General features: G+C 45.1%; 16 protein-coding genes. 12 read left to right on the forward strand and 4 right to left on the reverse strand.

What is annotated here, in order from left to right; genetic code table 11:
* Positions 1-61: 61 nt before the first annotated feature.
* On the forward strand, positions 62-3358 hold the full coding sequence (locus CKK33_RS09160) for a VCBS repeat-containing protein (protein ID WP_095703816.1): 3297 nt from the start codon (positions 62-64) through the stop codon (positions 3356-3358).
* A gap of 5 nt (positions 3359-3363) precedes the next feature.
* Entirely contained in the window at positions 3364-6723 is a 3360-nt protein-coding gene (locus CKK33_RS09165; RefSeq protein ID WP_095703817.1) for a VCBS repeat-containing protein, read from the forward strand.
* Here CKK33_RS09165 and CKK33_RS09170 read toward each other — a convergent pair whose 3' ends face one another.
* On the reverse strand, positions 6724-7662 hold the full coding sequence (locus tag CKK33_RS09170) for a hypothetical protein (RefSeq protein ID WP_095703818.1): 939 nt from the start codon (positions 7660-7662) through the stop codon (positions 6724-6726).
* 202 nt (positions 7663-7864) lie between these two features.
* On the opposite strand from CKK33_RS09170, the gene CKK33_RS09175 reads away from it, so the two are divergent.
* From CKK33_RS09175 to CKK33_RS09190, 4 genes are all read left to right on the forward strand, one after another.
* A complete protein-coding gene (locus tag CKK33_RS09175) occupies positions 7865-9193 on the forward strand; it encodes a vanadium-dependent haloperoxidase (protein WP_095703819.1) in 1329 nt (442 codons plus the stop codon).
* Positions 9194-9198: 5 nt separating this feature from the next.
* The gene (locus CKK33_RS09180) at positions 9199-11235 is read left to right on the forward strand and encodes a glycoside hydrolase family 65 protein (RefSeq protein ID WP_095703820.1); all 2037 of its coding nucleotides are present in this window, start codon (positions 9199-9201) and stop codon (positions 11233-11235) included.
* A gap of 70 nt (positions 11236-11305) precedes the next feature.
* Positions 11306-11599, forward strand: coding sequence for a TIGR03643 family protein (locus CKK33_RS09185; protein WP_095703821.1), 294 nt, complete (start codon positions 11306-11308; stop codon positions 11597-11599).
* Positions 11600-11656: 57 nt separating this feature from the next.
* Positions 11657-13003, forward strand: a complete 1347-nt coding sequence (locus tag CKK33_RS09190; RefSeq protein ID WP_095703822.1) for a M20/M25/M40 family metallo-hydrolase — start codon at positions 11657-11659, stop codon at positions 13001-13003.
* A 4-nt stretch (positions 13004-13007) separates the two neighbouring features.
* Here CKK33_RS09190 and CKK33_RS09195 read toward each other — a convergent pair whose 3' ends face one another.
* The 3 genes from CKK33_RS09195 to CKK33_RS09205 all read right to left on the reverse strand — a co-directional run bounded on the left by CKK33_RS09195 (position 13008) and on the right by CKK33_RS09205 (position 15965).
* Positions 13008-14054 carry an endonuclease/exonuclease/phosphatase family protein gene (locus tag CKK33_RS09195; protein WP_095703823.1) on the reverse strand — a complete coding sequence of 349 codons (1047 nt, stop codon included), beginning with the start codon at positions 14052-14054 and terminating at the stop codon, positions 13008-13010.
* Positions 14055-14114: 60 nt separating this feature from the next.
* On the reverse strand, positions 14115-15227 hold the full coding sequence (locus CKK33_RS09200; protein ID WP_095705802.1) for a twin-arginine translocation signal domain-containing protein: 1113 nt from the start codon (positions 15225-15227) through the stop codon (positions 14115-14117).
* Between the two features lie 78 nt (positions 15228-15305).
* Positions 15306-15965: a phosphatase PAP2-related protein gene (locus CKK33_RS09205; RefSeq protein WP_095703824.1), complete on the reverse strand. Its 660-nt coding sequence runs from the start codon at positions 15963-15965 to the stop codon at positions 15306-15308.
* Between the two features lie 191 nt (positions 15966-16156).
* On the opposite strand from CKK33_RS09205, the gene CKK33_RS09210 reads away from it, so the two are divergent.
* The 6 genes from CKK33_RS09210 to CKK33_RS09235 all read left to right on the forward strand — a co-directional run bounded on the left by CKK33_RS09210 (position 16157) and on the right by CKK33_RS09235 (position 20684).
* Entirely contained in the window at positions 16157-16549 is a 393-nt protein-coding gene (locus CKK33_RS09210) for a plastocyanin/azurin family copper-binding protein (protein WP_095705803.1), read from the forward strand.
* Between the two features lie 177 nt (positions 16550-16726).
* Positions 16727-17929, forward strand: a complete 1203-nt coding sequence (locus tag CKK33_RS09215) for a GAF domain-containing sensor histidine kinase (RefSeq protein ID WP_095703825.1) — start codon at positions 16727-16729, stop codon at positions 17927-17929.
* Between the two features lie 78 nt (positions 17930-18007).
* A complete protein-coding gene (locus tag CKK33_RS09220; protein ID WP_095703826.1) occupies positions 18008-18946 on the forward strand; it encodes a sugar phosphate isomerase/epimerase in 939 nt (312 codons plus the stop codon).
* Between the two features lie 122 nt (positions 18947-19068).
* Complete coding sequence (locus tag CKK33_RS09225) at positions 19069-19464, forward strand: hypothetical protein (RefSeq protein WP_095703827.1); 396 nt, start codon at positions 19069-19071, stop codon at positions 19462-19464.
* Entirely contained in the window at positions 19464-20036 is a 573-nt protein-coding gene (locus CKK33_RS09230) for a Crp/Fnr family transcriptional regulator (RefSeq protein ID WP_233138180.1), read from the forward strand. The genes CKK33_RS09225 and CKK33_RS09230 overlap by 1 nt, the downstream gene beginning before the upstream one ends.
* A gap of 204 nt (positions 20037-20240) precedes the next feature.
* Positions 20241-20684: a carboxymuconolactone decarboxylase family protein gene (locus CKK33_RS09235; protein WP_095703828.1), complete on the forward strand. Its 444-nt coding sequence runs from the start codon at positions 20241-20243 to the stop codon at positions 20682-20684.
* Positions 20685-20690: the final 6 nt, after the last annotated feature.

Raw genomic sequence — 20690 nt, forward strand, 5'->3', positions numbered from 1 at the left:
TTATATTTGATTTAAACGTAGCGAAGCAATTCGCTACGTTTGTTTTTTCCGAGCTACAGTGATGCTTAAAAAGAGTAGTTTTTTACCCCTGCTATTTATTCTTTTTGGTTTTACCTCCTGCCATAAGTCGGGCGTGGAAAATCCTTTGTTTACCCTTCAGGACAATAGCGCCGTGGGGATTGATTTTGCCAACATGCTTAACGTGCAGGACCGTACCAACGTGTTCTCGTTCCGTAATTATTACAATGGTGGCGGAGTAGCCATAGGCGATGTAAATAACGACGGGTTGAACGACGTGTATCTTACCTCCAACCAGGGTGGTAACCACCTGTATCTTAACCGCGGCAACTGGAAGTTTGATGATGTTACCGACAAAGCCGGTGTTAAAGGTACCAAATACTGGAGCACAGGTGTAACGATGGTTGATATTAACGCCGACGGCTGGCTGGATATTTACGTGTGCCACAGCGGCAATATAATTGACCGTAAAGGAAATGAGCTTTTTATTAACCAGCACGATGGTACTTTTAAAGAGGAAGCCGCGAAGTACGGACTGGTTGACAATGGCCTTTCAACCCAATCCATCTTTTTTGATATGGACAACGATGGCGACCTGGACTGCTTTATCCTAAACAATTCCTTCAGGCCTATCGGTTCTTTTGATTTCAGCAGAAATCTGCGCGCTGTGGTTGACCCGCTTGGCGGCGCCAGGCTTTACCGTAATGATGGCGGGCATTTCACCAATGTTACCCAGCAGGCAGGCATTTACTCCAGCGATATTGGGTTTGGGCTTGGCGTATCTGTAGCTGATGTGAATAATGACGGCTATCCGGATATCTATGTTTCCAATGATTTCTTTGAGCGCGATTACCTGTACATCAACCAGCATAACGGTACTTTTAAAGAGGATATCCAGAACGAGATGGGGCACCTGAGCCTGGCATCAATGGGGTCAGACATTGCCGACATCAACAACGATGGTAACCTGGATATATTTACCACCGAAATGCTGCCAGAAGGGGATAAGCGGCTCAAAAAAATGACCTCGTTTGAATCATACGATGTGATTAAGCTCAAGCAGCATGATGGTTATTTTAATCAGTTTATGCAAAACTGCCTTCAGCTGAACAATGGCGATGGCACTTTCTCGGAGATCGCTTTTAGCGCGGGAGTACCAGCTACAGACTGGAGCTGGGGAGCCTTATTTTTTGATATGGATAATGACGGCTGGAAAGATATTTTTGTATCTAACGGCATCTATAAAGACCTTACCGACCAGGACTACGTGGAGTTTTTAGGCAACCGCGAAAACATGGACAAAATTGCCGAAAAAAAGAAATTCGACTACAAGGACTTTACCAACAAGATGATATCCACGCCGTTGGTAAGTTACGCGTACCATAACAACAAAAACCTCACTTTTACCAACGAGGTAGTTAATTTTGGCTTGGATAAGCCCTCATTCAGCAATGGCGCGGCCTATGGAGATTTGGATAATGATGGCGATAACGACCTGATCGTTAACAACGTCAACATGCCGGTATCTGTATATAAAAGCAATGCCGAGCGTTTACATAATAACCATATACAGCTAAAATTTACCGGCCCGGGGCAAAACCGGTTTGGCGTAGGTACTACGGTAAAGGTTTTTGCCGGCAACCAGCAATTAACCTGTTACCACCAGCCAACACGGGGTTTCCAAAGCAGCACATCGCCTAATCTCATGACTATCGGTTTGGGTAAGATCGGCAAAATTGATTCCATGCAGGTGATCTGGCCGGGTGGCAAATACCAAACCCTTAAAAACGTAGCTGTAAATAAAGTTTACGCCTACAATTTTACTGATGCCGACAGGCAGTACAATTATATAAAACCGGTAGTTAAGCCCCTGTTCACCGAAACAGAGCAAACCCTGTTTGACTCCGTACCCAAACATACCGAAGACGGATTTATTGACTTTGATAACGAGCGGCTGATGCTCCAGATGCTCTCTACCGAGAACCCATACATGGCTAAAGGTGATATCAATAATGATGGCCTCGACGATTTTTATTTCGGTAGTTCAAAGGATAGCCCTGCCGCTATTTATGTGCAGCAAAAGAACGGGCATTTTAAACAATACATTCCGGCCGATCTGGCGAAGCAAACTTATTTGGAAAATGCCGGAGCTGCATTTGGCGATTTTGATGGCGATGGCGATCAGGACCTTGTTATTGGTGTGGGTGGTAATGCCGAAGAGGCGGGCACTAATATTTACTTCCCAAGGTTTTACGAGAATGATGGTAAGGGTAACCTGCACCGTAACCCGCAAAAGATGATTCCGGCGGCGGTGAACGCTTCGGTTATTGTAGCGGCAGACTATGATAAGGACGGGCACCCCGACCTGTTTATTGGTGGAAGAAGCGTTCCGGGTACGTATGGCGAATCGCCTAATTCATACGTGATGCATAATGATGGCACAGGCCGCTTTACTGATGTTACCAAACAAGTTTTAGGTACAAATAAGCCCGGTATGGTTACATCCGCGGTATGGGCCGATATAGACGGCAATGGTTATCCTGACCTTATCATCGCAGGAAACTGGATGGGTATACAGGTATACCGTAACCAGGGCGGTCGCTTTACTCTTGATAAACAACTGGACCAATACAAAGGCTGGTGGAGCAGCCTGGCCGTAGCCGATGTAAATGGCGATGGCAAACCGGATATTATTGCCGGGAATTTAGGGCTTAATAGTAAGTTCAGAGGATCGGATAAGGAACCTATGCGGCTATACGTAAAAGATTTTGATGGTAACGGTACCAAAGAATGTGTAGCATCAATATACCGCGAGCACCAGCCGTACGTTTTTCATATGAAGCCCGACCTGGTAGGCCAGATGCCCATACTAAAAAAGAAATACCTGAAATATGCCGACTACGCCGGGAAAACATTTAACGAGGTGTTTACTGATGATATGTTGCAGGGCGCCGAGGTACACGAAATAAATTATTTTACTTCATCGGTGTTTATGAACAATGGTAACGGTAAATTTACAGCGCAGGTGTTGCCTTATTATGCGCAATTATCAAGCGTAAATACTATTTTATGCGACGATATTGATGGTAGTGGCATCCCTTCAATAATGCTTGGGGGCAATTTTTACGGTTTTAAACCCGAAGTTGGTCGCCTGGATGCCAGTTATGGTCAGTTGTATAAATACACTAAAAACGGATTTGAATATTATCCGCCGGTAAAAAGCGGTATCAGGCTTAACGGTCAGGTACGCTCGTCGTTACTGGTCAGGAATGCGAAAGGCCGGAAATATTATCTGTTTGGGTTTAATGATGATAAGCTGAGGGCGTATACACTACGATAAGCGATATGCCAAAACAAAAAGCGAAAAAGCCAAAAGCGAAACCGCTCATCTATAAAAAATTGCTGATAGTTTGCTGCATCATAGCGGCAGGCATTGCCGTATATACCTCATGCCGCACTAATAAGCAGGGCGCGGCTATATTTACACTCCTGCCTGCGGAGAAAACTAACGTCAATTTTGTAAACAAGAACGTCGTAACCGATTCGGTGAACATCCTGGATTACCTGTATTTCTACAACGGTGCAGGCATGGCCACTGCCGATTTTAATAACGATGGACTGGAAGACATTTATTTTGTATCCAACCAGCAGGGAAATAAGCTGTATCTTAACAAGGGCAATCTCAAGTTTGAAGATATTACCGCTAAGGCCGGCGTTGCCGGTACGGGTAACTGGAAAACAGGCGTAACCATTGTAGATATCAACGGCGATGGCTTAAAGGATATTTATGTGAGCGTAGTATCCAATTATAAAACCTTTAAAGGTAAAAATCAGCTGTACATCAATAACGGCGACCTCACCTTTACCGAATCAGCGGCCAAATATGGGCTCGATTTCTCAGGCTTTTCCACCCAGGCATCCTTTTTTGATTATGATAAGGATGGCGATCTGGATATGTTCTTGCTTACTTCATCGGTACACAGTAATGATACCTATGGCGACTCTACCCAGCGCTTTAAGGTAAGCCACGACGCCGGCGATCACCTTTTCAGGAATGATAATGGCCATTTTACCGATGTTACCACCGGTTCGGGTATCTATTCGGCACCCATAGGCTACGGCCTTGGCGTGAGCGTGGGCGATCTTAACAACGATGGTTGGGACGATATTTACGTGAGTAACGATTTTTTTGAGCAGGATTATTACTATATCAACCAGCATAACGGCACTTTTAAGGAGGAAATGAAAAGTGCCTTCGGGCACACCAGTTTGTTCTCTATGGGCAACACGCTTGCCGATGTAAATAAGGACGGCCACCTCGATGTGATCAGTACGGACATGCTGCCCGGTGAGATGAAAGCGCTGAAATCGACCATTAACGACGAACCGCTTGATATTTACAACCAGGAAGTAAGCGCCGGTTATTATTACCAGTATTCCAAAAACAGTTTGCAACTCAATGTGGGCAACGGAAAGAAGTTTGTAGATATTTCCCTGTATTCGGGTATGTCTGCAACCGACTGGACATGGTCGCCGCTGGTGCAGGATTTTGATATGGATGGCCGCAAGGACATGTTTTTTTCAAACGGTATAAAAAAGCGTTTGAACGATATGGATTACCTTAAATATCTGGGCGACCCAAACGTGATAAAGGATTTTAAGACCAGCCGTTTCTTTGATAAAGAAAAGATCAATCTCATGCCCGACGGTCAGGTACATAACTATTTGTACCAGGGAGCCAATGACCTGAAATTTACCGATATTTCATCCGGTAATGATATGGTAGATCCGTCTATCTCTTCAGGAGCGGTAGCTGTTGATCTGGACAATGATGGCGACCTTGATCTGGTAACCAATAATATGGACCAGCCGGCTTTCATTTACCAGAACATGACCATGGAACATGCGGGCAAAGCAAAGCCATCATATATAAAAATCAGCGCCAAGTATAACAAAGGCAACCCTGATGCTATTGGTGCTAAGTTTTACCTGCGTTCGGTGCAGCAGGTAGACCATCAGGAAATACAAACCAGCACCGCTTATGCCAGTACCCAAAACAGCAACCTGCTGTTTACCTTTTTGCCCGGCGATAAGCCTGTAGATATGCTGGTGATATGGCCTGATAACTCTTATCAGGTGATCAATAAACTCTCTCTGAACAAGAAGTCCGTCATCAGCTATAAAAAAGAAGATACACGCATAACGGCTGATATAAACGGCCTTATAACCGGTTACATTAATGGAAAAAGGCAATTTACCTATACCGATGTAAAAGCGAGTGTATTAGCCAACATCGCCCCTAATGAAACGCCCGATTTTAATTATTACAACTTATTACCGCATACTTACCTTCCGCATATTCCCGCGGTAGCTGTTGCGGATGTAAATAACGACGGGATAGAGGATATCTATGTAGGCGGCGTTGAGAATGAAGACAAATATTTATTGGCAGGTGCCGGGAACGGCAAATTCAACAAAATAGCCGTAGATGCTTTTGCCGTGGATAAGGCGATGGCCGATGTTGACGCGCATTGGCTCGACGTAAATGGCGATGGCCTACAGGATTTGTTGGTGACCACTGCCAGCCATCCGTTTATTGAGGCCGAGAAACGTAAGCAGCCAAGGCTGTACATTAATAAAGGGAACTTCAAGTTTGAGGCTAAGGCGCTGCCTAAAATTACCATGCAGCCCTCGCAAATATTTGTTTATGATTTTAATGGCGATGGACGGCAGGATGTGATGCTGGTGAGCGCGGTGCCTTTCCGCGATTATACCATGGCGGCAGAGTCGGTGGTTATGCTGAATAATGGAAGCGGTAATTTTAGCTTAGCACCAAAAACCAGCTACCCCGAATTAACGTCTATCAAATATATCAGCAGCATTAGTACTGCCGATGTAAACGGCGATGGCAAGCAGGATGTAATTGTGAGCGCCGAATGGCAGCCAATACAGGTCTTTTTAAACAAGGGAAACAAACTGGTTAAGCAAAATATTCCCGCGCTTGATGAGCAGAAAGGTTGGTGGCAATCTGCTCTGGTAACCGATATTGATGGCGATGGCAAACCCGACCTGCTTGCCGGTAACTGGGGGCTTAACAATAAATACAACGTAGCGCCCGGGCAGCCGTTGTATGCTTACAATAACGATATTGACAATGATGGCAAGAACGACCTGATCCTATCTTACTTCTATGAAGGCAAATATTATCCCTTCAGGCCTAAGAATGATCTGGAACAGGAACTGCCGTTCCTGAAAAAGGAGTTCCTGAGCTTTCAGAAAATGGCCGATAAAACTACCGAAGAGATATTTAAGGATAAGATAAAGGATGAGGGCAGGCTGGAGGCCAATCAATTTAATACAATTTTTGCAAACGATGTGCTGAATACAAAGAATGTTACAGCGCTGCCTTTCCTTTTTCAGCAGGCGCCTGTACGCTCGGTGATCGCTTTAAATAATAAGGATAGGGATATCCTGCTTAACGGTAACTTTTGGGGTGTTGTACCTTACGAAGGTAAGTATGATGCGCTGGGCCTGGTAGCCACACATTATGATAAGGCCAGGAAGCAGTTCTCGCAACCAGAATACTGGATAAACAGCCTGTTCAACTCTCAGGAGTTAACTCATATTTATCCTTACAAAACAGCCACAGGTAAAAGCTTTATAGTTACCACGTATGATGGTAAACTGGTGCTGGTTACCCGTTAACTAAAAAATGGGCCACGATAAAGTGGTGTGCCATTGGCTGGTATCGGGCTGTTCGGAGCGGTTGGTAACCAGCAGTTCATAAGGCATGGCTGGCGATATCAGGTGGTGGTCTTTCTGATAACGCTTTAATTGCCTGAATGCGTTTTTTATGTTACCCGGGCCGCCGTTTACACTGGTTTGTAATAAGTTACCGCCCAACACCATTTTTTCCATCTTAATGCTGTTATTGGCGCTAAATGGCTTGTTTACCGGCAGCGCTACAGTTACCTGGTAAGCGTTTTCATCAGTTTGGTGAACGTTAAGCATGGGCGTTGCCACCTGTTGCAGGTGCTGCTTTCCGGCTTCGTTTTTCAATTGATCAATGAGTTTGTAAACCACATCGCTTGCCGGATAAGCGGTTGTTTGAGTGGCGGTAACCATCATGTACTCATAGTCTATCTTCTTAATACCAAAAGTAAAGCCGTAAACATTGCTATCAGCCTGCATGAATTTTTTAAAAATACGGAGTATGTCCTGTAGTTCGCCGCCCAGCTTTTTTATTTCAAAATACTCCTTAACTCTTTGTATAGGATTAAGGCTGGTTTGCATCTCTACGGTCCAGTAAACCATGCATGAGCCTTCTTCTATGCTGTTATAGGTAAGGCTGCTGCCGGCTTTTGTGTTGCCATAGCTTATCAAAGCGGGCATGCTGCCGTTGGTGTTATCGTGCAGGGTAAAAGCCATATTTTTATAAGTATAACGGGAGCTGTCCTGGGTGTTGAATTTGCCCGGCCACCACTTTTGCCATGCCCGCTTATTCACCAGGAACCTGGCCACATTCATATCGCTCGCGTCGATCTGTATGGCGCTGGTAGTTTTTATTTTTTGAGGAATAATAAAATAGATACTGATAAATACAAGCAGCAGTAAAGCTAAAATTATAAGGGCCGGTTTCTTCATAATCCTACAGCAAATTCAAAAAGTACAACCCCTGATGGTGGCGTAATTAAGGCGGTAAAAATAATTATTTAATAGTGTAAAAATCAACCTAAAAAATGTATTCCCCAGTGCGTTAAAACCATTATATTTAGCCTTTAAACAATTAAACCAATACCAGCCGGCCCAAAGCCCGCCGGGTTTTTTGTAAGCCTTTAATTAAACTATGAACCGTTACCTGTTTTTGTTTGCATTTGCAGCGATATGCCTTGCCTCATGCAAAAAAGCTGATTACCAGAAAGTAACTCATAACCCCGAGCTTTACCGCGCTACAGTAAAAAAACTCAATGATATTGTACTGGAAAATAATTTTCCGCCGGTTATCGCGTCGCGTAACTACGTTTATGCCAACATTGCCGCTTATGAGGTAATAGCCGCCGGCGACCCTTCACATTACCGCTCGCTTGCGGGGCAAATTAAACATATGCCCGTCATGCCTAAGCCTGAAAAAGGTAAGGATATCGATTTTCAGTTTGCTTCCCTGTTATCCTTCTGCTATGTAGGTAACGCGGTTACCTTCCCCGAAGGCAGCATGTTTGTTTATGTGGACGAGTTAAAGAAGAAAGCCAAAGATGCCGGTATGCCTTCTGATGTTTTTGAAAACTCTGTGGCTTATTCTGATACCGTAGCCAAGAGCATCATGAAATGGAGTAAAAAGGACAACTACGCCCAAACGCGTTCGGCAAGCAAGTATACCGTTGTGCGTAAAGATGGCCGATGGATACCTACGCCACCAATGTACGCGCAGGCTCTTGAGCCACACTGGGGCGAGATACGCCCGATGGTGCTTGATTCTGCCGCGCAGATACCCGCACCCGAGCCTCCGGCTTACAATATGACCGATAAGAACAGTGTGTTCTATAAAAATGTGATGGATGTGAAAGGCAAGATAGACGGCCTTACCCCCGAACAAAAGCATATGGCCGATTTCTGGGACGATAATGCCTTCAAGCTAAATGTGATAGGCCATGCGTCGTTCGCTACCAAAAAATTTGGCCCGGCAGGGCATTGGATGAATATTGCCGGCATCGGCTCAAAAATGGCCAATGCTGATTTCAATACTACAGTGGCTGCTTACACCAAGGCTTCAATAGCGTTGTTTGACGCGTTTATTAATTGCTGGTATGTTAAATACCAGGCTAACAGCGTACGCCCCGAAACGGTGATCAATAAGTTGATAGACCCCGACTGGAAGCCCTACATCCAAACACCGCCATTCCCCGAGTATATCAGCGGGCACGCGGTTATATCAGCCGCTGCCGCGGAAGCCTTGACAGATAGTTTTGGTGATAATAAAGCGTATACTGATTCTTCTGAATCTGAGTTTGGCATACCGCCGCGTTCTTTTAAATCATTCAGGCAGGCAGCAAAAGAAGCAGCCATCTCACGTGTTTATGGTGGTATCCACTATAAAATTGCCTGTGATGTGGGCAACCAGACAGGTGTTAAAATAGGCGACCTCGTAAACCAGAAGTTACAATTAAAGATCAAGTGAAGTTTATGAAAAGTGTTATTGCTTTGCTCGCCGGTATGGCCATCAGCATAAGTGCAGCCGCCCAAACCATAAATCCATGGGTAATTAAAGCTGATAAGATAGATCCCAATAACTATTACGGTATTACCGTGGCCAATGGAATGATCGGCATTGTGTCATCGCCGGAGCCGTTCAAAGTAAAAAATGTGGTGCTGGCAGGCGCTTATGACCTATACGGCCGTGGCAGGGTAAGCAACTTTTTGAACAGCTTTAATCTCCTCAATATGTACCTGGAGGTAGATGGCCGACGACTCGACGGTAAAATGGTAAGCAATTACCGCCAGGAACTGGATATGCAGCACGCCGCTATGACCACCACATTTGATTACGGCGATAAGGCAACCATTAAATATACTTATTACTCACTACGCCATTTGCCGTTCACTGTGTTAACAGATGTGAGCATCACGGCAAAAAAAGCCATCAACATTACCGCCGCCAGCGTAATGGAAGCGCCTGATGCTTTAAAAGAAGTACAAAACTATTATAATGAGATAGACAGGCCGCATGTAACCATCAGTCTGCTAACATCTACCGCTAAATCACCAACCGGCAAATTACAGCTGTGTGCATCAACATCGTTTTTATTTAATGAGGAGCATGGCAAAGAGCCGCGTGTTATCCACGAGATGTGGGATAATAACATGCACCTAATGAAATTTAGTAAAGCCTTGAGTGCCGGGCAAACTTATAAGTACGGCGTTACCGGATCTTCCATCACATCAGCCCACCATGCCGACCCTTTAAATGAAGCCGAGCGCCTCACTATCTTCGCCAAGCTGGAAGGCAAGGACAGGCTTATCCAGTTCCATAACAAAGCCTGGGACGAGCTATGGAAAAGTGATATCCAGATAGAGGGCGACGCGCAGGCGCAGCAGGATGTGCATAGCATGTTGTACCACTTGTACTCCTTCTCGCGTGCAGGTACGGCATTGTCGCCGTCACCAATGGGATTATCGGGCTTAGGCTATAACGGTCACGTTTTTTGGGACACCGATCTATGGATGTACCCCGCCATGCTGGTATTGCACCCCGAAATAGCCAAATCAATGGTGGAGTACCGTTTTGAACGTTTGGAGAATGCTCGTAAAAATGCTTTTTCACATGGCTACAAAGGGGCAATGTTCCCCTGGGAGAGCGCGGATAGCGGGGTAGAGGAAACACCGGTTTGGGCTTTGAGCGGTCCGTTTGAGCATCATATCAGCGCTGACGTAGGTAACGCCGCCTGGTTGTACTATTGCGTAACGCAAGACAAGCAATGGCTGCGCGAAAAGGGCTGGCCGTTGTTATCCGCCACTGCAGATTTCTGGGCCAGCCGTGTAGAACGTAATGGGCCGGGCCATTACGATATCAAGAACGTAGTAGCTGCCGATGAATGGGCAGAGAATATTGATAATAACGCGTTTACCAATGCCGCGGCAAAGGCCAACCTGATGAATGCTACTGCCGCTGCACAGGTTTTAGGCATACAGGCCGATACCGATTGGGTGAACGTAGCCAACAACATCCCGATCCTGAAAATGAGCAATGGCGTAACCCAGGAACACGCCCAATATAAAGGCGAAGGGATTAAACAGGCTGATGTGAACTTGCTGGCCTACCCGCTTAAAACCATTACTGATCCGGCACAGATCAGGAAAGACCTGGAATATTATGAAACCCGGGTGCCCAATGAAGGTACACCCGCCATGACGCAAGGTGTATTCGCGTTGCTTTATGCACGTTTGGGTAACGGAAAAAAGGCCTACCACTGGTTTAAGGATGCTTATGAGCCTAATCTCAACCCTCCGTTCCGTGTTATCGCGGAAACAAAAGGTGGTACTAACCCGTACTTCGCTACCGGCGCGGGTGGTATCATACAGGCCATGCTGATGGGTTTCGGTGGATTGGATATCACCCCAACAGGTATCACCCAGATCAGAAGCGCCTTGCCGCCAAACTGGAAATCGCTTAAAATAACAGGTGTAGGGGTAGATAAGAAGACTTACACAGTGAAGCAATAGCAGAAGAGGCGCGATAACTCGCGGCTCTTTTTTATGCTCAACAAATTTTATTTTCAACGGTTAAGCAAGCATGAGTAAATCAGCTATCACAACAGGTCTTTCTATAATTGATATCGACCGTATCATAGAAATGGCATGGGAAGACCGGACGCCTTTTGACGCTATTGAAGCGCAATTTGGCCTAAGCGAGAAAAACGTGATAGACCTGATGAGGCGAAAAATGAAGTTAAGCAGCTTTAAAATGTGGCGGGCAAGAGTGCAAGGCAGGCGTACCAAGCATTCAAAGTTACAAGTGGATGGTACCAACAGGTTTAAATGTAACCTGCAAAGGCAAATAACCCTGAACAGGATTAGCAAGCGTTAACATGTAAATTAATTGTTGATGCTTCTGTTTCAGCAATAGTATTTTTAATTTGCTGTCATGAAATATATCTGCTTTTTCATAGCCTCTTTTTTTGCCATTTCTGCATCTGCACAAACCACCGTAAAGCAGGATGCTAATATTGCCAATATGGTGAACGAGGTTTCAGCAAAGAATATAGAGACCATTGTTCGTAAACTGGTAAGTTTTAAAACGCGCCATACCCTAAGTGATACCACCAGTAAAACAGAGGGTATTGGTGCCGCCCGCAACTGGATCAAAGCCGAATACGAGCGTTACGCTAAAGCATCTGGCGGCCGCATAACGGTGATGTTTGATGAGTTTATACAGCCTGTTGGCAGCCGCATTGATAAGCCTACACCTATGAAAAACGTTTTGGCTATTTTAAAAGGGACTGACACAGCCGATAAACGAGTATACATCGTTTCGGGGCATTACGATTCAAGAGCTACCGATGTAATGGATGCAAAATCATTTGCGCCGGGTGCGGTGGACGATGCATCGGGCACGGCGGTTTCTATGGAGTTGGCCAGGGTAATGGCTAAGCAAAAATTTCCGGCTACCATTATTTTTATGGCCGTGGTGGGCGAGGAGCAGGGCTTGTATGGCTCGGCCAATGTGGCTAAACGCGCCAAAGCTGAGGGCTGGCAAATAGATGCTATGCTGAACAACGACATTGTAGGCAATACCTACGGTATGGAAACAGGCCTGAGGGATAACCGCAGCGTTCGTGTTTTTAGCGAGGGGGTACCTGCCGCAGAAACGGAAAAGGAAGCCACGGTACGCAATTCGGTTGGTGGCGAAAATGATAGCCCCTCGCGGGAGTTGGCGCGTTATATAAAAGAAGTGGCAGAGCGTTACGTGGAGCAATTGGATGTAAAGCTTATCTACCGCCGCGACCGGTACCTGCGTGGCGGCGATCACACGCCGTTCTCGCAGCAAGGCTATACAGCGGTACGTATCACAGAGATGAATGAGGATTTTAACCGCCAGCACCAGGATGTCCGCAAGGAAAAAGGTGTTGATTATGGCGACCTGCCCGATTTTGCCGATTATGATTACACGCAGAAAGTAGCAGGGATGAATCTATCTGTATTAGCTAACCTTGCACTTGCCCCCTGTAGGCCGCAAAATGTGGGCATTGTTACCAGCGGCTTAACCAACAAAACGCAATTGAAATGGGAAGTGCCTAAAGGTAGCAAAGCACCCGCAGGTTACTACGTCTTAATGCGTGAAACCACCAGCCCGTATTGGGAGAAAAAGATCTTTGTAAGCGGTACATCTGCTGAGATAGGCTACTCAAAAGATAACTACCTGTTTGCCGTACAGTCTGTTGATGCAGATGGGCACGAGAGTATTCCCGTGTTTCCCAAGCCGGTGAGGTAAGGTTTTAGATCTTCTCCTTCTTCTCCTGTGCTTCCTCCTTATCATCACTGTCCGCCATTAGCGGCTGCTGCTGTGCATATGCATGTTCATCCAGTTGTATTTGCAGGAAGATGGGAAAATGGTCAGAATTGTAGTTGTTTAACCGTTTAAGCTTTTGTAGCTTAAAATGCCGAGAGATAAAAGCATGATCTAAGGGAAAGCGCAAAAAGAAATAATGCGCGTTAAATGAATTGAAGAACCCACGGCCCCGCCGCGGATCAACTAGCCCGCTCATCTTCAGGAAGAGGTCGGTAGTGTGGCTCCAGGCCACATCGTTAAGGTCGCCGGCTACAATAACAGGTAGCTCACTTGCTTTGGCAAGGTCGGCCACTAAAAGCAACTCTTTATCCCTCTCGGTTGATCTTAAGTTTTCACCCGGTGCTGGCGGCGTAGGGTGCACTGCGTAAAATTGCGCCAATTGGCCATTGCGTAGTTTTATCTTTGTGTGTATAGAGGGAATATCTTGCTCTACCAGGTAGTGAACTGCTGTATCAACCAGCTCCAGTTTTGAGTAAAATAGTAAGCCGTACATGTTTTCCAACGGCACCTTCTTAGCGAAGGGGTATTTTTCTGATAAGCTTTTTGTTTCCGCATCCCACCTGTTATTAGCTTCTAATAAAATCACCACATCAGGGTCGGCTTTAGCTATCTCGTTTAAACAGCCTTGCGTATTGTGATTGGTTTGTAATACATTGGCTATCATCAAACTCAGGCTTTTTTCGTTGTCTTTTACCGTTGCTTTTAGCACCTGTTTTTTACCAAGAGGGGTAAAGGGCAGTATGAGCCATAAAAGATAAATGATATTGATGCTTAATAGTAATACTTGCAGATATTTTGAAGTAGCATTGCCACTATAAAATGTAAGCAGTAAAACCACCGCCAGCCCATTCAGAAACAGTTTCTGCAGGCGCGGATAATCAAATACCCTGAATATCCAAAAATCATGGCGGATAAGCGGCAGCAAGGTGAAAGTGAGTAATAAACAGGTAAATAAGCCGAGGGCAATATCCATATGTCCGGTGTAACGTTAGGCTATATGATAGCAATTGCCGGCCAAAAATGTTTTAACCAACTACACCCTTGTTAATTTTACCGGCGCAGTGTGGTTGGCGTTCCATTGGCAAACGTATACGCTTTTATCCTCATCAATACATACATCATGGCCATGCATAAAGGTGGCGTTTTTGGCCTGTAAGGTTTGCTGCAGCGCGCCATTTTTGTAAACAGGAGCCATACCGCCGGGATTAGAGATTACCTTGTTATCCTTATCCAAAATGGTAACAAAGCCCGATCCGTCAAACTGCTTGCCCTCCGCGTTTTTAGACCAGCACACACCCGCGTAAATATTGTCATCGTTAATTACGGCGCGGCAAACATACATCCCGGGCAGGTCTATCCGTTTAATGAACTTGCCATCCATGCTAAACATTTTAAAGCAATTCTCCTCGCGGGAGGTGCATATCAATGTTGGGTTATTTTTATCGCGGGTGTCAACGGTTATACCGTGTGCATTGCGCAGGTTATGGTCGGGGTTAGCGTTATGGTGCCCACCAAAATGGCGTATGTATTGCCCTTTGGCGTTGTATTGGATAATGTAATCAGAACCATAACCATCTGCCACGTAAATATCTCCGTTAGGTGCGACGGCTGTTTCGGTAGGTTTAAATGGCTCATCATCTTTATAGATGCCAATGGTACGGGGATGGCCTATGGCAAATATCAGCCTGCCGTCCGTGGTAGTTTTTAGTACCTGGCCGGCTTGCCCGTAGGTGCCGCCAGTGCGGTCTAAGGCCCAGCCGCAATCAGTTAGCAAAAGGAAATCTTCACCGCCTTCTTTGCTAATGGTTAAGCCATGCCCGCCCGGTAGCGAGGTGCCCCAGTAATCCAATAACTTGCCCGATTTATCAAAGATAAGCACGTTGTTGTGCGTATGATCGCCCAGCATAATCAGGCGGCCTTTGCTATCCTGTACCATCTCGTGGCAATTGGCAAGCGGCGTATTGTTTACGCTTATTTTAGCCCAGCCTTTGTCAACCTTATAGGTAAAGCCGTTATGGCCGATGATCTGCTCATCAGCAGGTTTTTCTTTATGCAATATGGTAAAACCTTTAGCGGTTGATGCGGTAGTGGCTGCAGCAGTTGCAATAGCGGCCGACTTTAAGAAGCCTCTGCGGGAATGGTTCATAAAACAGGTAAAATTGGTATCAACCAAAAATACGTGTATTGGCTGTTTATGCAAGTTAAACCGTAAATAATTGGGCAATTAGTATTCGCTGGCTTTGAGCTGATCAAGTTTCAGGAAGTGGCGCACCAGCCTGAATATCAGGTAAACAAGGATAGGAGCAGCTACCACATCAATAGTATAATGGATATGCTGTACCAGTAAAAGAAACATTACAACGGCCGCGGCTATTATACCCAGTACTTTATCGGTTCTTTTCTCCAGGCAAAGTACAATAAGCACCAGGGTTGAGGTGTGGCCCGAAAAGAACAGGTCGCGGGTAATAATGGTATTGCCGTAAAATACACCGGTAAGCGGGTCGATCAAATGAATGAGGCCCTTAGGAGGGTCCAATGGGAACGACAGGATGGTAACCATGCGGGCGATATTGACAAATATCAGCGTCCAAACATAATTAATGTAAATAATGGGATTGTACAAAGCTCTTAATAAAATAAGCAGGCCCATGCCCCATATCAGCATGAAAATGTAAACGGAAACATCATGCGCAGGCAGGTGCCCCAACACCCAATCGTTTAGTACAACTCCTTTTCTGCTTTGTATGTAGCTGAAAAAGAAAGGCATCCCCAGCAGCATTATGGCGATAATAAACGAACCGATAAGCAGCTTGTCGCGCTTTTTGGGCGATTGCAGTGCCGCCACCCATATTTCTTTTACCGATTTTTTGCTGTTACCGTTCACCACTTAAATTAAAGGAGCGCAAAGTTAAAAAAAGGCATAATATTAAGTAACAGTTACCTCAACATAAATATCGTTTTAAATACCGGCGAATTGGTTTAAGTATAATAACATAATTTACTATGCCGGGCAACCATAGCGGCATTAACAACCGCAATGTATTACAGAATACAAACTCATTAAAAGCATTTGATATGAAAAAGTACATCTTAGGTATTACATTGGGCCTTGCCGTAGTGGTTACAGGCATTACAGCTTGTTCAAAATCAAGCAGCAGCACGCCCCAGCCAAGCAACCCAACTACGCCCACCAACCCAACAACGCCAACTAACGGCAATGCCTCAGTAAGCATCAAAGGTTTCGCGTTTTCCCCGGCATCAGTAAATATAAAGGTGGGCAACAACGTTACCTGGACCAACGAAGATACTGCACCGCATACCGCTACTGATAATGGTACCGAGTTTGACAGCGGCAGCCTGGCTACGTCGGCAACTTTTACCCATACTTTTACCAAAGCCGGCACTTACACTTATATATGCAAGATACACTCAAGTATGGCGGCTGCTACCGTTGTGGTAAGCAATTAACATAGAAGTTAACCATTGTTGTTATGGCCCTGCTTTGCGGGGCTTTTTTGTTAATTATAAGATAATATTTTACTGAAACAACTTTGAGTTGTTAAAACAGTAAACCAATGATGGGAACAAAGCGTATTTTTGCTATTATAGTAAGCCGAAAAACAGGCGTCTTTATAATCTCTAAAAATGCAACAACAGCCAATTCCTAATAATGAAATGGGGCGGATCATAGAACTCTCAGACTATGACCTTGATTACAGCAGCTTTCAGGATGCTTTTAAAGATCTTGCCAAGCTGGCGGCTAAAGTAGCCGGTACATCCATATCGCTGGTTAACTTAATTGACTCGTTTACCCAGTGGAGCATTACCAACCATGGTATTGATCTGCAACAGATGCCGCGCGAAGACTCTGTGTGCCAGTACACCATTGTTGGTGATATGCCCTTTGAGATAAAGGACCTCACCGCGGATGAGCGATTTAAAGACAAATTTTACGTAACGGGCGGGCCAAAAGCCAAATACTACCTGGGCGTTCCGCTTAGGACGGATGACGGCCATAACATTGGCGCTTTATGTGTGCTTGATGATAGCACCAAGACCCTGCCACCCGAAAAAGTAGAGTTGCTAAAGATCATTGCCGACGAGATCGTAAACCGTTTAAAAGCTTATAAAGTAATTAACGGGCTAAAAAATAAACTGCACGAGGCTGATGAATCACGTAAAAAGGTTGCACATGACATACGCGGCCCGCTTGGTGGTATTATTGGGCTGGCACAGGTTATTAGCGAGCAGGGGCACGAGAACGAGATTGAGGAAGTGCTGGAGTTTATTAACCTGATACAACGCAGTGGACGCTCATTGCTCGACCTGGCCGACGAGATACTGTCAACCGAGTTACCGAAGCGCGAGCTTAGAAATGATGAATTTACATTAGATGTACTTAAGGAAAAGCTGGAACATTTATACATGCCTCAGGCGCGCAATAAAAATATAGGCTTTGTGGTAAATACGTCTGTGAGTTCGGCCGGTATACCATTTTCAAAGAATAAGCTTTTGCAGATCATTGGCAACCTGGTATCAAACGCTATGAAGTTTACCCCCGAAGGCGGAAAGGTTAGTGTTGACCTGAGCTTGAAAATTGAGGGGCAAAGCAACGCGCTGCAGATTAACGTGGCGGATACAGGTGAGGGACTTACCGAGCAAGTTATTGAAAATATACTGGGCGGAAAAGCGGAATCAACTAATGGCACCGGCGGCGAACAGGGGTATGGCTTTGGCCTGGCGCTGGTGAAGCACCTGGTTGAAAGCTTAAAAGGTACCATGCGTATCTATTCACAGCCTGGCAAAGGCGCCAATTTTGAGATCGTACTGCCCCAGGTTATTAAGTAACACTGCTGATACACATTTTTCCCGCTTGCAAATTTTGATAACTTTGGTTTATACCAATACATTAACCTCGTTATCATCATGGAAAATAACAATTTAAGCAGGCGCCGCTTTATTGGCGCAGGCGCTGTAGCGGCTACAGGTTTGTTGCTGGCTTCAAAAGCGTCGTTCGCGTTGTCATTAATGAATCGCTGGGGTAAACCAAATTCGATCATTAACGGCGTGCAAATAGGGGCTATTACCTACTCGTTCAGAAGCATGCCCGGCACTGCAGAAGATCTGCTTAAATACTGTATTGACTGTAATATTAATGCCATTGAGCTGATGGGCGATGCCGCTGAAGCTTATGCCGGTGCGCCTAAACGCGAACCTTCGCAAAGCTGGGCCGATTACGCGCCTGTAATAGCCGCCTGGAGGGCATCGGCTAATATGGATAAGTTTAAAGAGCTGCGTAAAATGTATAACGATGCGGGTGTTACCATCTACGCATGGAAACCCAACGCGCTTGGCCCCAAAAATACCGACGCCGAAATTGATTATGCTTTTAACGTGGGTAAGGTTTTGGGATGTACGCACGTAACAGTTGAGCTGCCTGATGCGGCACAAACCCAACGCCTTGGCGACATAGCCGCCAAACATAAAATGATGGTGGGTTACCACGCCCATACCCAGGCAACCCCAACCTTATGGGATACAGCCCTCGCGCAATCTAAATACAACGGTATTAATTTGGATATTGGCCATTATACGGCAGGCACCAGTAGCAGCCCTGTTCCGTTTATTGAGAAATACCACGGCCGTATTACCAGTATGCACATCAAGGACCGTAAATTTCATGATGGGCCCAATGCTCCATGGGGCGAAGGGGATACCCCGATAAAAGAGGTGCTGCAACTCATGAAAAAGAATAAATATAAGTTTCCGGCTACCATTGAGTTGGAGTATAAGATACCTGAAGGGTCTGATGCCGTTGCCGAAGTTAAAAAATGCAGAGCTTATGCCGCTGAGGCATTGAAATAATCAGCCACCAAAGGTCAGTGTCATTGCGGGCGATAGCCCGGCAATCTCAAAGAACAATAACGCCTTTAAATAAAAGCCATGTTGTGCAAACTAACATGGCCTTTTTATTTATATTAGTCTCCATGAAAAAACTCCTATACCTTTTCCTCGTAGTAATTGCAACAAGCGGTTGCCATAAAGCTATTTATGATATGAACCGCGGTGAGCTTAAGATCGCTAAGAAAGATACTTACCAGGTAGAATATATTACTGAAATACCGCCGGGTGTAAAAGCTAAGATGTACTACATTGGTGCTAAGAATGTGCAATATTACGAAGAGGAATATACCGGCAAATTTGATAAAACTTACACCATTAAATCGGGTAAGGAAATAAAGTTCACCATTGATGCCAAACTGCCTAAGACCAAACCTGAAGGTAGCATACATACCATTGTAAAGGTTGACGGTGAGGTGGTTACAGATCAAACCCAATCGGGTACTGATATCAATTTTCGTTTTCAGTTTAAATTGCCCTGATGATATATCAGCAGCTCATCGCTCATATTAACCGGCATGTAACCCTTTCATCTGCGGAAGAAACCTTGTTGTGCGATAACCTGCAATTATTAACGTTTAAAAAGAAGCAATTAATTCTTGAGCCGGGTAAGCATTGTAAAGGTGAGTATTTTGTTTTGGGCGGGCTGATACGCCAATACTATGTTAACGCCAAACTTAATGAACAAATAGTACAGTTTGCACTTGAGAACTGGTGGATAGCCGACCACGATAGCCTGGTAAATAACGTGCCTGCCACCACCTATATCCAGGCGCTCGAACCAACTCAGGTGTTGCTACTACCCTCTAAAGACAAGGATCGCATTTTATCTGAGATACCCCGTTTGGAAACCTATTTCCGTATCATGATGCAGCGCGCTTTTGTGGCTTCACAGCGTCGCATTGGCTTTATATTTAACCAAACTGATGAAGAACGCTACAGGTATTTCATTAGCCTCTTTCCTGATTTTGTGCAACGGGTTCCGCAATATATGCTGGCATCCTATCTTGGTTTCACACCGCAGTTTTTAAGCCGGATAAGGGGGAAGAGGTAGATATAAGATATTAGAGTCAAGAATTAAGATAAAGAAATTATCTCAATTATAGGTATTGTTTAGTTTAATCTTGATTCTTGCATCTTGATTCTTGCATCTTGATTCTCGGATCTTGCTTCAATACACCGTTTCTTAACCTCAGTTCATTTTTTGAGGGATTGTTTGTTCGCAATTTTGGTTTAACAAATCAAAACAAACAACACCATGAAAAGAGTAGATCTATTTAAGACCCTTCCGGAAGCTTACAAAACATTTCTTGTGCTCGAAAATTACGTAAACAGCACAGAGCTAACCCCCATACACAAAGAATTGATAAAAATACGTGCGTCTCAGCTTAACGGATGTGCTTTTTGCCTGGACATGCATAACCGTGATGCACGCAAATTGGGTGAGACCGAGCAACGCCTTTACACCATCAGTGCCTGGAGAGATACGCCATTTTTTGATGAGAAAGAGCAAGCGATACTTGCCTTTGTGGAAGAGGCTACACTGATAAGCAAAGGCGGTGTATCTGAAGCTACCTATGCCAAAGCCGCAGAAGTATTAGGCGAAAAGTACGTAGCACAAGTACTGGTTGCCGTTATCGCCATTAACTGCTGGAACCGCATTGCCATCAGTACCCACATGCAACCTGCCTTGCAACACTGATCGGTG

It is taken from the genome of Mucilaginibacter sp. MD40 (assembly GCF_002288635.1).
Classification (GTDB): Bacteria; Bacteroidota; Bacteroidia; order Sphingobacteriales; family Sphingobacteriaceae; genus Mucilaginibacter.

What these genes read in the sequence shown, in the direction of transcription:
- CKK33_RS09165 (WP_095703817.1), top strand. Translation starts at nt 3,364, where the DNA reads ATGCCAAAACAAAAAGCGAAAAAGCCAAAAGCGAAACCGCTCATCTAT.
- CKK33_RS09220 (WP_095703826.1), top strand. Translation starts at nt 18,008, where the DNA reads ATGGAAAATAACAATTTAAGCAGGCGCCGCTTTATTGGCGCAGGCGCT.
- CKK33_RS09230 (WP_233138180.1), top strand. Translation starts at nt 19,464, where the DNA reads ATGATATATCAGCAGCTCATCGCTCATATTAACCGGCATGTAACCCTT.
- CKK33_RS09160 (WP_095703816.1), top strand. Translation starts at nt 62, where the DNA reads ATGCTTAAAAAGAGTAGTTTTTTACCCCTGCTATTTATTCTTTTTGGT.
- CKK33_RS09235 (WP_095703828.1), top strand. Translation starts at nt 20,241, where the DNA reads ATGAAAAGAGTAGATCTATTTAAGACCCTTCCGGAAGCTTACAAAACA.
- CKK33_RS09215 (WP_095703825.1), top strand. Translation starts at nt 16,727, where the DNA reads ATGCAACAACAGCCAATTCCTAATAATGAAATGGGGCGGATCATAGAA.
- CKK33_RS09210 (WP_095705803.1), top strand. Translation starts at nt 16,157, where the DNA reads ATGAAAAAGTACATCTTAGGTATTACATTGGGCCTTGCCGTAGTGGTT.
- CKK33_RS09170 (WP_095703818.1), bottom strand. Translation starts at nt 7,662, where the DNA reads ATGAAGAAACCGGCCCTTATAATTTTAGCTTTACTGCTGCTTGTATTT.
- CKK33_RS09190 (WP_095703822.1), top strand. Translation starts at nt 11,657, where the DNA reads ATGAAATATATCTGCTTTTTCATAGCCTCTTTTTTTGCCATTTCTGCA.
- CKK33_RS09195 (WP_095703823.1), bottom strand. Translation starts at nt 14,054, where the DNA reads ATGGATATTGCCCTCGGCTTATTTACCTGTTTATTACTCACTTTCACC.
- CKK33_RS09175 (WP_095703819.1), top strand. Translation starts at nt 7,865, where the DNA reads ATGAACCGTTACCTGTTTTTGTTTGCATTTGCAGCGATATGCCTTGCC.
- CKK33_RS09200 (WP_095705802.1), bottom strand. Translation starts at nt 15,227, where the DNA reads ATGAACCATTCCCGCAGAGGCTTCTTAAAGTCGGCCGCTATTGCAACT.
- CKK33_RS09185 (WP_095703821.1), top strand. Translation starts at nt 11,306, where the DNA reads ATGAGTAAATCAGCTATCACAACAGGTCTTTCTATAATTGATATCGAC.
- CKK33_RS09225 (WP_095703827.1), top strand. Translation starts at nt 19,069, where the DNA reads ATGAAAAAACTCCTATACCTTTTCCTCGTAGTAATTGCAACAAGCGGT.
- CKK33_RS09180 (WP_095703820.1), top strand. Translation starts at nt 9,199, where the DNA reads ATGAAAAGTGTTATTGCTTTGCTCGCCGGTATGGCCATCAGCATAAGT.